This window comes from Pseudoalteromonas sp. NBT06-2 (assembly GCF_002276045.1).
Classification (GTDB): domain Bacteria; phylum Pseudomonadota; class Gammaproteobacteria; order Enterobacterales; family Alteromonadaceae; genus Pseudoalteromonas.
The window spans coordinates 91,526-105,732 of the sequence record NZ_NQMR01000007.1; the positions used below are offsets into that span (position 1 = coordinate 91,526).

Consider the following 14,207-nt stretch of genomic DNA (forward strand, 5'->3'; position numbering starts at 1 on the left):
CATTATTTTTGATTTTCTGTATCTTGACTAAATAAAGCTTCGATAAAGTCTTTACTTTTGAAAGGTCTTAAATCATCAATCCCTTCACCAACGCCGATATAGCGAATTGGAATATTAAATTTATCAGCTACAGCAAATATAATACCACCTTTTGCTGTACCATCTAGTTTAGTTAATGTAATACCAGTAAGACCTACCGATTTATTAAATAAATCAACTTGACTAATCGCATTTTGCCCTGTGCCTGCATCTATTGTTAGCATCACTTCATGAGGAGCATTGGGATCTAGTTTTTTCATAACGCGTGAGATTTTTTCAAGCTCAACCATTAAGTGATCTTTATTTTGTAAACGTCCAGCGGTATCCGCAATTAATACATCAATCTTACGTGCTTTAGAAGCTTCAAGTGCATCATAAATAACAGAGGCGCTATCTGCACCAGTATGTTGTGCAATTACGGAGATATCGTTTCTTTCACCCCACACTTGTAATTGTTCAACTGCAGCAGCTCTAAAAGTATCTCCAGCAGCCAACATGACTGATTTTCCTTGTTCTTGAAACTGTTTAGCAAGTTTACCTATGGTAGTTGTTTTACCTACACCATTGACACCTACCATTAAAATAACAAAAGGAGTATGCCCTTCTAACTCAATATCAAGTGGCTTTTCTGCTTGCTCAAGCATATTACCCATATCTTGCTTTAATATCTCATATAGTGCTTCAGCATCTTTAAGTTGTTTACGATCTGCTGTTTTTGTTAACCCATCAATCAATTTAACTGTTGTATCAATACCTAAATCAGCAGTTAATAATTGAGTTTCCAGATCTTCAAATAAATCATCATCTATCTTTTTACCTGAAAAAATATTTGCTAAACCTGAACCTAAGTTTTGTTTGGTTTTAATTAAACTATTTTTAAGTTTACTGAAGAAGCTTTGTTTCTTTTTAGGTGTTGCCACTTTTCCTTGTGCTAAACAACGCTCTGCTTCAATGCGTGCTTGTTCTTGCGCTAATTGTTCTGCTGCTTGCTCAGCCTTTTTTTGCGCTAAACGCTCAGCTTCAATGCGTGCTTGTTCTTGCGCAAACTGTTCTGCTGCTTGCTCAGCCTTTTCTCGCGCTAAACGCTCTGCTTCAATGCGTGCTTGTTCTTGCGCTAATTGTTCTGCTGCTTGCTCAGCCTTTTTTTGCGCTAAACGCTCAGCTTCAATACGTGCTTGTTCTTGCGCAAACTGTTCTGCTGCTTGCTCAGCCTTTTCTCGCGCTAAACGCTCTGCTTCAATGCGTGCTTGTTCTTGCGCTAATTGTTCTGCTGCTTGCTCAGCCTTTTTTTGCGCTAAACGCTCAGCTTCAATACGTGCTTGTTCTTGCGCAAACTGTTCTGCTGCTTGCTCAGCCTTTTCTCGCGCTAAACGCTCTGCTTCAATGCGTGCTTGTTCTTGCGCTAATTGTTCTGCTGCTTGCTCAGCCTTTTTTTGCGCTAAACGCTCAGCTTCAATACGTGCTTGTTCTTGCGCAAACTGTTCTGCTGCTTGCTCAGCCTTTTCTCGCGCTAAACGCTCTGCTTCAATGCGTGCTTGTTCTTGCGCTAATTGTTCTGCTGCTTGCTCAGCCTTTTTTTGCGCTAAACGCTCAGCTTCAATACGTGCTTGTTCTTGCGCAAATTGTTCTGCTGCTTGCTCAGTCTTTTCTTGCGCTAAACGCTCAGTTTTTTTTTGCTCTTCGGCATTTTTTTTGCCGCCAAAACCTAACCAAGAAATAAATTTATTTTTTTTTGCCATGCTTGTTAATAACCACTCAAATAAATCTGATAAAATGTATGCCAAACCACTTCAATATGCTTAATTCAGCTAGAGTTAGAAGTTGTTTGGGTATATATAAACGCAATCTTGCAATGTTAACACTTTCATAGAAGACTTTCACATAAGATGAAAAAAAAGACGACAAAATCAAATAAAAGCAATGCAGGACATATTCGTATTATCAGCGGTCAATATCGCGGTAGAAAACTGCCCATTCAAGATGTTTCTGGATTACGTCCTACAACTGACCGTGTAAAAGAAACTGTTTTTAACTGGCTAATGACGGATGTAAGAGATGCGAAAGTACTCGATTGTTTTTCTGGTTCTGGTGGCTTAGGTTTTGAAGCTTTATCTCGATTTGCAAAAAGTGCTACATTTCTAGAGTTAAATCAAACAGCAGCTAAGCAATTAAAAGATAATTTACAAATTCTTAAAGTAGAAAATGCACAACTTAGAATAGGTGATACATTAAAGTTATTAGAAAAATTAGATGAAAAATTTGACTTAGTATTTGTAGACCCGCCATTTAGACAAGATTTAGCACAAATAAGCTGTCAAAAGTTAGAAGAATTTTCTCTATTAAGTGATAACGCATTAATTTATTTAGAAATAGAAAATGATTTGAAAGGGTTTACAGCACCAAATAATTGGCAATTAATAAAAGAAAAAAACGCAGGACAAGTGAGCTATCGTCTTTATCAAAGATAAAATCTAGGAGCTCACTCTAATCTTACAGTTTTAATAAAAAGGATGAGATTTAATCTGACGGTCTCATCAAATAAGCGATTTATTACTTGCGAATAACAGGTATCCACTAACGAATGTGCATTGCATTCATTGGCCTAAATGGAATTGGAAAGTATGCTGAAAGCAATGATGAATTTGTGATAAAGCCTGGCCTACCATTATTTAGCTGATATAGTTTTTTATAGTCTTCTGAAGCAACATATTCTTTCCAGAATTCAGGTCCATTTTAACGAAATTTTCAAACTCAAAAGTTTTGCTTTTACCTATTATATTGAATTCTGGAACTTCAATTATTTTATAATTCATATTTTCTCCTGCTTTATTGTCCTTAGGGAAGAAGACTCGTTTATACCCAAACCACTTCAAGATGCAGGGTTCAGTTGGAGTTATAAACGCTTTAGACAAGGCATTAATTGCAGAGAATGGTTACTCCCTTTTCAAAATTAATAACGCAGCATAAAGCGTTTATAAACCAACCCTGCGGGGAGTACTGAGCAATCCTGAAACTCGCACTTTGAAGTGGCTTGGGTATATATGAAGAAAGTGAAGTGCCACCTAAGCGAGCTTTACTTGGATTTATTCCGTGTATATTACGAAATGCACGAGTGAAAGTATTCGGAGATTCATACCCAAATTTGAATGCGATATCAACAATACTTTCTTTTGTATTCAACAGTTCAACAGCAGCTAAGGTCAGTTTTCGTCTTCTGATATACTCAGCACAGGTTATATTAAAGTTAGCAAAAAACATACGATGGAAATGATATTTAGAACAACAAGCTTCCTTTACTACATCCTCAATACTGAGGGCACTATTTAAGTTACTCTCGATGTATTCAATTGCTAAATTCATTCGTTGTGAGCAAGTCATATACTCTAGCCTCCTGTAGAGTTATAGTATTTTATCTCTCCAGCCTCGTCTCACCTTTTCTTGCTATTATTAAATAACTTAGGTCAAAATAAATTCAATATCTTTTACATACCTTCACTTGAAAATCTGTTACTCGCAATATTTACTTAAATACTTTTTAAAAATAGGATCACTTACTGCTAATCCTTGTTGTTCTTCAAGTATGTCTTTCAAGATCTGCTGAGAAGTTAAAGGATTTGCCAATACAACTCTAAAAACAACTGTCGGTAATTTATTATATTGAACCGGAGTTAATCGAGTACGTGAAACAAACGAGAATCCTTGTTCCCTTTGTCTTTTTTGAATACTCGCCGTTAAGCGGTTTAATGCAATATAAATATCAAGCTTTGTTTGCTCATCTAGCGCATTTTCACCTTGAGCCAATAAAAGTTTTTTTATTTTTTCTGGTACATATCTGTACGTTAAAATGCACAGTTCTGGCTCAGTAACAACTTCAAAATCATTCGAGGAATGAATTAAATCAGCAAAAAAACGTGCTTTTTCAATGCCTTTATCAATAAGCATTTCATAACCTTCACGTCCTATTATTTTCAGGCATGCATGTACTAACATCGCCATTCCTGGACGACTGCCTTCTAAAGTATGACTACCTAAATCTTTTGAGCCTTTTCTTAAGATATATTCAGCATGATGTTCAATCACATTTGAAGCTTCAGGGTTTTTAAATAATACAAGGCCTGAGCCCATAGGCACATACATTTGTTTATGCGCATCAATGGTAATTGAATCAGCTCTTTCTACACCTTTAAGTAAATGTCTATTATTATTAGACAATAGAGTTGCCCCCCCCCAAGCAGCATCAACATGAAAATGACAATCAAGCTCTTCACTCAAGTCAGCCAATTCAATTAGCGGATCTATATTCCCTGTTTCAGTTGTGCCTGCAACGCCAACAATAGCCATAATTTTAATACCTTGGCTTTCTAATTCATGCGCTTTTTCACGCATAGCGATCACATTAACTTTATTATCTTCAGAAGTTTCAATCGCAACAAAATTATGACGTCCAACACCTAGAATATCAGCGGCTTTACCTAAAGAATAATGCGCTCTTTCTGATACTAAAACTGCTAAACCTTTATAGCCATAATGCAACATAGCAGCCATTAAGCCGTCACTTGTAATACCTTTAAAATCACCATCTGATTTTAATAAACGATTACGTGCTATCCATAATGCAGAGATGTTTGCAATCGTACCGCCAGAGCAAAAAGCTCCCAATGAATTCTTAGCGCTATGCATCCACTTCTGATAAAAGTCATCATCTTGCCCATACACTAAGTGATGCATCATGCCTAATACTTGTCTTTCTAATGGAGTGAAGGCTTTTGACGTTTCTATTTTTACCAGATTTTGATTTAGCCCTACCATTAGCTTAGATAAAGGTAAAACAAAATGTGGTAAAGCAGAAGTCATATGACCAACAAAACTCGGAGCTGCCGTATGAACAGAATGCGCAACTAACTTTTCCATTATAGTATTCGCATGATCAGAAACAAATGTTGGCTGTTCCGGGATTTGTGAATCTTGGAAATCTTTTTCAATTTCATGCAAAGGTTTTTCAATAGCTGCTATATTTTCATTTAAAAAACCAACCAAATTACTTGAAATTTCTTTTTCAATTCTATTTAAAGTAGATCCCGGCGCTTCGGGAGCGGTAAAAATTCGTATTAAACTTTCTTCAGAAGCTATTGCACTGCGCTTTATATTCATTTATTGCTCGTTCATTGACTGTCTTTAAGTAAACTATTTGCTCTAATCGCGGTTAAGATCTTAGCAAATTTCGTTAACTTTACTCAATAATCTTTAAAATGTCTCGTTATAAGCTAAATTTGTCTACCAATTTGTCGCTAAAATCTAAAATATTACTGATTTTCAAATAAAAAATAAACAAAACGATATTAATCAGCTTGGCTAAATAATGAAAATTAGTCATAAAAAAGCGAACTTAAAAGTTCGCTTTTTTATTTTAAATTATAGATTTATAACAAGCCGATGACTTTTTTGACCACTGGCCCAATATTTTCGCTCAAATGGTGTAATTGATTCATCTGAGTAATATAATTCTACTTGAGTTTTGTGCTTAGCGATTTCTAATGCACGCGCAAACTCATCAACATATGTTTTCCAATTACTTCTCAACTCTAATTTACCGCCTAGCTGAATAATATAAGGAAAAACAGCAGCACCGTGCCAACGACGCTGAAGATGTTTCGCCTTTGGCCAAGGATTTGGATATAACAAATAATGATGGCTTATGTTCCACTTTTGCTCAACTGCGAGCCGCCAAAAATCATTTAAATCTGCACGGGCTAAAATATATTGTCCTTCTTCGGCTTGCTTTTTATTTTGAGGAAAATGCCTAACATCGTGCTTTTCTATTCTATGCGCTGATTTATCAATACCGATAATAAGTGCTTTAGGGTACAGCTTTGCAATATTAGCTGTACTTTCACCTACACCACAGCAAGAGTCTAAAATTATATCTCCTGAAAATTTTTTAACTTTGGTATTTATTTCATCAAATGCAATTTGTGTATGTTCACTAATTGGTTTTTTAAATTCAGCATTTAAATGACGTAATACTACTTCATCAAGCTTTTCATTTAAGCCTGTTTGATTAGTTGTAATACTTCTCGAATTAGCTGGATTTGAATTGGATTCATTCATTAATGACGTAGCCCTATGCCTTTTTTAATTAATGTTAATGCAGTTATAAATAACACAGTAATAAATACTGTTAAAACAGTAAACGCGACTGCTAAATTAACATCTGTATAACCTAAAAAACCAAATCTAAAAGCATTTACCATGTAAATAATAGGATTGATTTGCGATACAGTTTGCCAGAAATCAGGTAGTAAAGTAATAGAGTAAAATACACCACCTAAATAAGTTAGTGGCGTTAAAATAAATGTGGGTATTATACTTATATCATCAAAACTATTTGCGAATATCGCATTAATTAATCCGGCTAGTGAAAATACAGCAGAAGTTAAAAATAGAGTTAATACAATAATGCCTAAATTGTGAATTTGAATATCAACAAAGAATAATGAAACACACGTTACAATTAAGCCAACTAATAATCCTCGCGTCATGCCTCCACCCATATAACCTAATACTATGATGTAATTAGGAACCGGTGAGACAAGTAACTCTTCTATACTTTTTTGAAATTTGGTTGAATAAAAGGCTGAAGCCACATTAGAATAAGAATTAGTTATAACCGACATCATAATTAAACCTGGAACGATAAACTCCATGTAATTAAAACCGCCCATTTCACCTATACGTGAACCTATCAAGTTACCAAATATAACAAAATACAAGCTCATCGTAATCGCTGGTGGTACTAAAGTTTGCACCCAAATTCGTAAAAAACGAACACACTCTTTAATCCAAATGCTTTTTAACGCAATTAGGTTACCTGTAAAATCCATTATGCAACCTCACTATTACTTGCTTTGTTTTTATTTAATAAAGAAATAAATAACTCTTCTAATCTGTTTGATTTATTTCGCATACTTAAAACGGTATTCCCTTGTGCACTTAACTGCTCAAAAATACTATTTAACCCTTGAGATTTTACAATATCGACCTCTAAAGTATGATCATCAGACATGCTAAAATCATAACCATTCAGGTTTACTTTTTTGACTGGTTGCTTTAAATCTAAAACGATTGTTTCTTTATCAAGTGTTGCTAATAAAGATTTCATACTCGTATCTTCAACAATGATGCCTTTATCAATAATTGCAATATTTTTACATAGCATTTCTGCTTCTTCTAAATAATGCGTCGTTAATATAATTGTAACGCCTTGATCATTTAGTTCTTGTAAAAAATCCCACATTGAGCGTCTTAATTCAATATCAACACCCGCTGTTGGTTCATCCAAAATCAATACTTTAGGTTCATGCATTAATGCACGGGCGATCATGAGTCTACGTTTCATACCACCCGATAATGTCCGCGCAGCCATATTTTTTTTATCAAAGAGATCTAATTGTTTTAGATACTTTTCGGCACGCTCGAATGCAATATTTCTTGGTACACCGTAATAACCGGCTTGTGTCACCAAAATATTATTTAGCGTTTCAAACATACTAAAGTTAAATTCTTGCGGCACTAAACCTAATTTTGATTTTGCAAGTTCAAGATGAGTGTCAATATCATGACCAAAAATCTCTACCTTACCTTGTGATTTATTCACTAAAGAAGCAATAACACCGATAGTAGTAGACTTACCAGCACCATTAGGGCCTAACAAGGCAAAAAAATCGCCTTTTTTCACTTTCAAATCAATGCCTTTTACGGCCTCAACTCCATTTTTATAGGTTTTTGTCAAACCAGAAATACTAAGCGCAACTGTCATTTTATTCTCTTTTTATGGGCATCAGATACAGATGCTAAAATGAATCACTGAAATACTAGGACTGATAGCCCCAACGTTTTTGAAGGTCATGTTCAATAGATAAATGATCTAAAATTTTACCAACCATAAAATCTACTAAGTCATCAATTGTTTGTGGTTTATGATAAAAACCCGGTGCTGCTGGCATAATCGTTACACCCATTCTTGCCAGTTTTAACATGTTTTCTAAATGAATTTCACTAAATGGCGTTTCTCTAGGCACTAATATGAGTTGCCCTCTTTCTTTGATCACAACATCAGCGCCGCGCTCTAACAAATTGTCAGAAGCACCCATTGCGATTGCAGACACAGTACCTACGCTACAAGGGCATACGATCATTTTTTTAGGTGCAGCAGAGCCAGAAGCAACAGGGCTAAACCAGTTATCTTTACCAAATACTTTTATTTGATCTGTTTTAGCACTTACTAAAGCTGTTAATTGCTCAGTTGCTTTACTCTCATTACCAGAGAGTTTTATGTCAGACTCAGTATCAAGTACTACGCGAGCGGCAGATGAAATCAATACATATACTTGATAATTTTGAGCGACTAAAACTTCCAGCAACCTTAAACCATATGGCGCACCAGATGCACCACTAAAAGCTAAGGTGATTGGTGAATTAAAGTCGGTTTTAGCTTTGTGCATTTGTGATCCCAAATTTATTTTTTAATGCGCTGATCAACTTTTGATGAATACCATTAAAACCACCATTGCTCATAATCAATATATGCTCATCTTGAGCAATATTTTCAAGTACTTTAGCAATTATATCATCGATATTTTGCAAGCAATCTGCATCAATCTCTTTTGCAGCTTGAGCTAATGACCAATTTAAATTTTCAGGTTCAAATAAATATACATTATCAGCATCATTTAACGAGTTAATGAGCGTATTTTGATGAAAACCCATTTTCATAGTGTTTGATCTAGGTTCCAAAATAGCATGTATTTTAGCATTACCCACTTTAGCCCTTAAGCCAGATAAAGTTGTTTTTATTGCAGTTGGATGATGAGCAAAATCATCGTAAACAGTAATATTATTGACCACATCTAATAATTCCATACGACGCTTTGGAGAAATAAATTCGGCTAATGCATCTATTGCATGTTCAACAGAAATACCAACATGTCTCGCGGCTGCAATTGCCATCATGGCATTTTTCACATTATGCTCTCCAATCGCCTGCCAAGTTACTTTGCCTAATAGCTTTGCATCTAATAAAACTTCAAACTCGCTACCATCTTCAGCTAATAAATTATACGACCAATCTTTACCTAATTGCTCGGTATTGCTCCAACAGCCTTTATTGATTACTTGCTCTAACGCTTTATCATCACTTGGCCAAATTGCCTTACCATTTTGGGGTAAAACACGCATTAAATGATGAAATTGTGTTTGAATCGCTGCTAAATCTTTAAAAATATCCGCATGATCAAATTCAAGATTATTGAGAATTAATGTTCTTGGTAAATAATGTACAAACTTACTACGCTTATCAAAGAAAGCGGTATCATATTCATCAGCTTCAATCACAAAAAATGGTGTTTCGCCCAACCTTGCTGAAATACCAAAATTTTGTACAACTCCACCAATTAAAAACCCTGGTTTTAACCCCGCGTATTCCAAAATCCACGCTAGCATGCTTGACGTTGTTGTTTTACCATGTGTTCCAGATACAGCTAGTACCCAACAATTTTGCAATAAATTATGCTTTAACCATTCAGGGCCTGATGTATAAGGTAGCCCTTTTTCTAATACATATTCCACACATGGATTGCCACGACTCATAGCATTACCAATTATCACCATATCTGGTTTTGGTTCGAGCTGTTTTGGGTCATACCCTTGGGTTAATTCAATGCCAATCTCTTCTAATTGAGTACTCATAGGTGGATAAACATTTTGATCTGAGCCTGTTACTGTATGCCCTAAAGATTTAGCCAACGCCGCGATACCACCCATAAAGGTGCCGCAAATACCTAAGATATGAATATGCATAAAGGGTAATTTTTCCTAAAAAAATGCCCGGTAAAAACCGGGCAAATAAAAATATATTATAAAAACATGATTAAATTGGCGAACCTGGTGGCATAGCTAAAGCTTTAAAATCTTTTGGCCATGTTCCAGTATTTAAATACGTTTTAATTTGCTGTGACAAATATACCTTAAACTGGTTATCTGCTGCAGATTTATTTTGCCAAAATGAAACTTCACCTAACTCATCAGCTAAATTTGTTAAGTAATATTTTAGTTGTGCTTGTACTTCTGGTTCTACATCTGCATCTACCGCTTTTTCAGCAACAGCTTTTACCGTTAAATAAGAAATACGTTTTGTAACAAGCCCATGCAAACCAGAACCTTGATTATGTTCAAACACAGTTGTATTTAATTCAGAGATTAAATCACTCAGATTTAAGTTATTAGCTGAGCGTGCGCCTTGCTGATTTAATCTATTTAATCTTTGGCTATTTAATAATAATTTTAAACTATGATTAATTGATGCTTCAGCCAGTGCCATAGCATCTAAAGTAAGGCCTGTTCGACCTTTTATACTTTCTCGTGTTTTGTATTCACCATAAGCTTTAGGCGGAATTAGAGATAAAATAGACTCAGGTAAAACAAGTGTTTTTGCATCAAGGGTTGTTAATAAAGCACTTAAAGCTGCCTGTTGTTTGGTTTTATCTACAACTTGCGCACCTTTGGCATTATCACCTGTTCGTACTTCATAATCATAATCAACCCCAGCAATTAGCTTAGCGACCGCTTGAACTTGAAAGCGATGAAGCAAATACAAAGGTACTAAGACTTCTTCTAATTGAGACAGTGCCGTACCCGATTTAATATTATTTAAGCCAAACTGATTGAGCGCTTTTTCACGTATCGATAATAAGCGAGCCAACTCAATATCAGGTGCATTCCCATTATCCCAAAGATGCGCAGTAGGATGAGCACTGCCCGTAGATCTTGCATCTGGATCTGATATAAATTCTAATTCATTATCTTTGTTTTCAGCCAAAATTCCAGCTAAAGCATCTGCTTCATTTTGTGCAAATTCACTATAACCATATTTAATTACTTGCGTATCCCACTCTCCCATTCCTGTAGCATAGCCAACTTCGGTATTTAAACTGCCATTATCATTAAAGCTAATTAATGGATGCGGATAATCCATTACAGAAGCGCGATTTTTAATAGAAGATGAGAAGTTATGCGCGATACCTAATGTATGACCTACTTCGTGTGCACTTAGCTGTCGAATACGATCAAGTGCCATTTTATGTAATTGCGCTCTTACAGGATCATCACTTAATTCATTGCCTGTTTTATATGGAGCTGATAATGACTCAGCTAACAGAATATCTTGGCGGACACGTAAAGAACCTAAAGTAACATGACCTTTTATAATTTCACCTGTGCGTGGATCGATTACTGATGAACCATATGACCAACCTCGAGTTGCACGATGTACCCATTGAATGACGTTATATCGAATATCCATAGGATCTACATGTTCAGGTAATATTTTGAGAATAAAAGCATTTTTAAAGCCTGCGGCTGTAAAAGCATCATCCCACCAGCGAGCGCCATCTAGCAATGCAGTACGAACAGGTTCCGGTACAGCGGAATCTAAATAATAAGTGATCGGTTCTACTGGCTCACTCATTTTTTTACTTGGATCTTTTTTAATTAAACGATGGCGAGGAATGTAACGTACAAACATCGACTCACCCAAAGGTGCTGCATAATTTTTATGTTCTACGCTCCAATAGCCTGATTGTGGGTGGAATGTACGAGGCTGATAGTTATCATCTGGCAGTTCAATTAAAGAATGATGTAGATTTAAGCTAATAGAATAAGGGTCTGCGGATACTTGACGAATATACTCGCCAGGTTTTGAGCCCTTAAAAGTAATAACAGCTTCAAGTTCTGTATTTTTAACAAAAGATTTTGAACGTTGCATATATACGGCACTGCGACTTGCATCTACAGAATAACTACCTTGTTTGCGACTCGATAATTGACGAGATACTCCATGCACATCAGATAATAAATAAGGTGTGTAATCAATTAATATACTTTTGTCGTTTTGGGCTGATATTTTAAAGCCATATAAGATACTTGAAGCAAATGCTTCTTTAATACTTTGTTGCTCTGCTTTATTTGAAGTATTAGCGCGATAATAAGTATTTAACTGCCTAAGCATTACCTTATTACCCATTCTTTCAAACTGAACGAAACGCGTTTCTCCCATTTGCCCACGATCTAACCCAATATCATTTGATCCTAAACCATATGGTAAACTTTGTTGTAATAAAAAGGGTTGTGTCAACTTATCTAATTTCAGGTATAAGTTTCCGCTATTGTCATCATAAAAAAATGTAAAATAGCCGGGATATCTATTCATATCCTTGGTAAAATCGTCAATAGATTTAAGTGCGGCGTGTGCTTGAGTTACAATAGATAACAACAAGAGTGAAGTTAAAAGTACAAAAGACTTAAGTTTTAGCATAGTTTTATCTTTTATTTTTATAGTTTAAATTAATTTCAAGTTTGATATTTTAAGTTCATAACTTAAAAACATTGTTAGAATGATACACAATATACAGAATTATCAAACAAGTTTATCAACCAGCGTTACTGATTTTGCACTTTCACTATTGCAAAAATCATAAATACAATTAGCTTTCAGGAATTAAAAATGCGTAGATTACCACCAGTATTGCTTGAAGACGGCTGTCCAAGAGAATTACTATCTTTGATCCGAACAACCCTTGCTGCCTGTAAAGAGATTTCATTCAGAGTGGGTCAAGGTGCATTATCAGGCGTACTTGGTTCAACATTAGATGAAAATATTCAAGGTGAAACCCAAAAAAAATTAGATGTACTTTCAAATCAGTTATTGAAAGACATTTTATTAGAGTCTGGCTACGTAAAAGCAATTGCTTCTGAAGAAGAAGACTACACAGTTGCAGGTAACCCTAATGCTAAATATATTGTATCTTTTGATCCATTAGATGGTTCTTCAAATATCGATATTAACTCACTAGTAGGTACTATCTTTTCTATTATGGAAGCGCCAGAGGGATCTGATGCCGCAGACCCAACTATTTTCATGCAATCAGGTAGAAAACAAGTTGCCGCAGGTTATGTATTATATGGTCCATCAACGATGTTGGCATTAACAACAGGTAAGGCAACACGTTTATATACTTTAGATAAAACACACGGTAGCTTCTTATTAACAGAGGAATCTGTAAAGATCCCAGCTGATACACAAGAGTTTGCTATAAATATGTCAAACCAAATACATTGGCATGCACCAATGCAAAACTACATAAATGATTTACTTGCTGGTGATACAGGTCCTCGCGCTAAAAACTTCAACATGCGTTGGATTGCAGCTATGGTAGGCGACGTGCATCGTGTTTTATGTCGTGGTGGTATTTTCACTTACCCTACAGATACTAAAGATCCTAAAAAGCCAAATAAATTACGTTTATTATACGAAGCAAACCCAATGGCAATGTTAGTTGAAAATGCTGGCGGTTTAGCAATTGCAAATGGTCAGCCAATTTTAGATATTCAACCTGATGCAATTCACCAAAGAGTTGAAGTGATATTAGGCTCTAAAAACGAAGTTGAAAAATGCTTAAGCTATTATAAATAAGCGAGCCGTTTTACTAAAAAGGAAGTTATTGCTTCCTTTTAAATGTCTAAACTTCCTCATTTTTAATAATCAAAAACAATTACCTGTTGAAATTAAATCACTTTTGTACTTAACATACACTCTACTTTTAAAAGATAATCTCGCTTATACCCAAGCCACTTCAAGATGTGAAGTTCAGGACTGCTGAGCAATTCATGATCTAGGCGCATCTTTGCATTAATGGTTACTCCCTTAAAAAAAGATGGACCGGCAATATGCTCCTGCATTGCTCTAGTACCTACATCCATGCAGGCAACAACGAGCATGATTTGCTCAGAAGTCCCTGTAAGGTTGGTTTATAAATACTTTATGCAGCGTTATTGATTTTGAAAAGGGAATAACCATGTTCTTCAATCAATGCCTTGCCTAAAGCATTTCTAATTCCAACTGAATCCTGCATCTTGAAGTGGTTTGGGTATATAACATAATATAACATCATATAATACCTACACTTCCTTTATACCCGTGTACTTGGAAATTCAGGTTTCAGAGTTTGGATAGGATACGAGTACAAGGCATGATTTGTAATTCATAGTAATTCCCTTATGATGAATCATAACGCCGTAATCGTTTTCTACCCAAACTCCGCAGGGCAAGACGATAA

The 14,207-nt window shown here is 35.5% G+C and carries 12 protein-coding genes; 2 read left to right on the forward strand and 10 right to left on the reverse strand.

Annotation, left to right across the window (positions count from 1 at the left end):
* Positions 1–2: 2 nt before the first annotated feature.
* On the reverse strand, positions 3–1,778 hold the full coding sequence (ftsY, locus tag CJF42_RS03195; RefSeq protein WP_095365308.1) for a signal recognition particle-docking protein FtsY: 1,776 nt from the start codon (positions 1,776–1,778) through the stop codon (positions 3–5).
* Between the two features lie 147 nt (positions 1,779–1,925).
* Between ftsY and rsmD the strand changes: the two genes are divergently transcribed.
* Complete coding sequence (gene rsmD / locus CJF42_RS03200) at positions 1,926–2,507, forward strand: 16S rRNA (guanine(966)-N(2))-methyltransferase RsmD (protein ID WP_095365290.1); 582 nt, start codon at positions 1,926–1,928, stop codon at positions 2,505–2,507.
* Between the two features lie 448 nt (positions 2,508–2,955).
* Here the strand turns inward: rsmD and CJF42_RS03210 are convergent, their stop codons facing one another.
* The 8 genes from CJF42_RS03210 to CJF42_RS03245 form a co-directional block, all read right to left on the reverse strand.
* Entirely contained in the window at positions 2,956–3,417 is a 462-nt protein-coding gene (locus CJF42_RS03210; RefSeq protein WP_095365292.1) for a helix-turn-helix transcriptional regulator, read from the reverse strand.
* A gap of 129 nt (positions 3,418–3,546) precedes the next feature.
* The gene (panP, locus tag CJF42_RS03215; RefSeq protein WP_095365293.1) at positions 3,547–5,190 is read right to left on the reverse strand and encodes a pyridoxal-dependent aspartate 1-decarboxylase PanP; all 1,644 of its coding nucleotides are present in this window, start codon (positions 5,188–5,190) and stop codon (positions 3,547–3,549) included.
* A 261-nt stretch (positions 5,191–5,451) separates the two neighbouring features.
* Positions 5,452–6,147, reverse strand: coding sequence for a tRNA (guanine(46)-N(7))-methyltransferase TrmB (trmB, locus tag CJF42_RS03220; protein ID WP_095365294.1), 696 nt, complete (start codon positions 6,145–6,147; stop codon positions 5,452–5,454).
* Entirely contained in the window at positions 6,147–6,920 is a 774-nt protein-coding gene (locus CJF42_RS03225; protein WP_095365295.1) for an ABC transporter permease, read from the reverse strand. Before CJF42_RS03225 ends, trmB begins: the two co-directional genes overlap by 1 nt.
* Positions 6,920–7,855 (reverse strand): ABC transporter ATP-binding protein, encoded by a 936-nt coding sequence (locus CJF42_RS03230; protein WP_095365296.1) that lies wholly within the window; start codon positions 7,853–7,855, stop codon positions 6,920–6,922. Before CJF42_RS03230 ends, CJF42_RS03225 begins: the two co-directional genes overlap by 1 nt.
* A gap of 55 nt (positions 7,856–7,910) precedes the next feature.
* Positions 7,911–8,540, reverse strand: coding sequence for a flavin prenyltransferase UbiX (locus tag CJF42_RS03235; RefSeq protein WP_095365297.1), 630 nt, complete (start codon positions 8,538–8,540; stop codon positions 7,911–7,913).
* A complete protein-coding gene (gene mpl / locus CJF42_RS03240) occupies positions 8,527–9,894 on the reverse strand; it encodes a UDP-N-acetylmuramate:L-alanyl-gamma-D-glutamyl-meso-diaminopimelate ligase (protein ID WP_095365298.1) in 1,368 nt (455 codons plus the stop codon). Before mpl ends, CJF42_RS03235 begins: the two co-directional genes overlap by 14 nt.
* Positions 9,895–9,964: 70 nt before the next feature.
* Positions 9,965–12,406, reverse strand: coding sequence for a zinc-dependent metalloprotease (locus CJF42_RS03245; protein ID WP_095365299.1), 2,442 nt, complete (start codon positions 12,404–12,406; stop codon positions 9,965–9,967).
* Between the two features lie 189 nt (positions 12,407–12,595).
* Between CJF42_RS03245 and CJF42_RS03250 the strand changes: the two genes are divergently transcribed.
* A complete protein-coding gene (locus CJF42_RS03250) occupies positions 12,596–13,564 on the forward strand; it encodes a class 1 fructose-bisphosphatase (protein ID WP_095365300.1) in 969 nt (322 codons plus the stop codon).
* Between the two features lie 92 nt (positions 13,565–13,656).
* On the opposite strand, the gene CJF42_RS27180 is transcribed toward CJF42_RS03250, so the two are convergent.
* Entirely contained in the window at positions 13,657–13,869 is a 213-nt protein-coding gene (locus CJF42_RS27180) for a hypothetical protein (RefSeq protein WP_170940455.1), read from the reverse strand.
* Between the last annotated feature and the right edge of the window lie 338 nt (positions 13,870–14,207).

Excerpts from the sequence above, each read along its gene's own strand:
- CJF42_RS03250 (WP_095365300.1), top strand. The coding sequence starts at position 12,596 with ATGCGTAGATTACCACCAGTATTGCTTGAAGACGGCTGTCCAAGAGAA.
- CJF42_RS03225 (WP_095365295.1), bottom strand. The coding sequence starts at position 6,920 with ATGGATTTTACAGGTAACCTAATTGCGTTAAAAAGCATTTGGATTAAA.
- CJF42_RS03210 (WP_095365292.1), bottom strand. The coding sequence starts at position 3,417 with ATGACTTGCTCACAACGAATGAATTTAGCAATTGAATACATCGAGAGT.
- ftsY (WP_095365308.1), bottom strand. The coding sequence starts at position 1,778 with ATGGCAAAAAAAAATAAATTTATTTCTTGGTTAGGTTTTGGCGGCAAA.
- trmB (WP_095365294.1), bottom strand. The coding sequence starts at position 6,147 with ATGAATGAATCCAATTCAAATCCAGCTAATTCGAGAAGTATTACAACT.
- CJF42_RS03245 (WP_095365299.1), bottom strand. The coding sequence starts at position 12,406 with ATGCTAAAACTTAAGTCTTTTGTACTTTTAACTTCACTCTTGTTGTTA.
- CJF42_RS03235 (WP_095365297.1), bottom strand. The coding sequence starts at position 8,540 with ATGCACAAAGCTAAAACCGACTTTAATTCACCAATCACCTTAGCTTTT.
- panP (WP_095365293.1), bottom strand. The coding sequence starts at position 5,190 with ATGAATATAAAGCGCAGTGCAATAGCTTCTGAAGAAAGTTTAATACGA.
- CJF42_RS27180 (WP_170940455.1), bottom strand. The coding sequence starts at position 13,869 with ATGCTCGTTGTTGCCTGCATGGATGTAGGTACTAGAGCAATGCAGGAG.
- CJF42_RS03230 (WP_095365296.1), bottom strand. The coding sequence starts at position 7,855 with ATGACAGTTGCGCTTAGTATTTCTGGTTTGACAAAAACCTATAAAAAT.
- mpl (WP_095365298.1), bottom strand. The coding sequence starts at position 9,894 with ATGCATATTCATATCTTAGGTATTTGCGGCACCTTTATGGGTGGTATC.
- rsmD (WP_095365290.1), top strand. The coding sequence starts at position 1,926 with ATGAAAAAAAAGACGACAAAATCAAATAAAAGCAATGCAGGACATATT.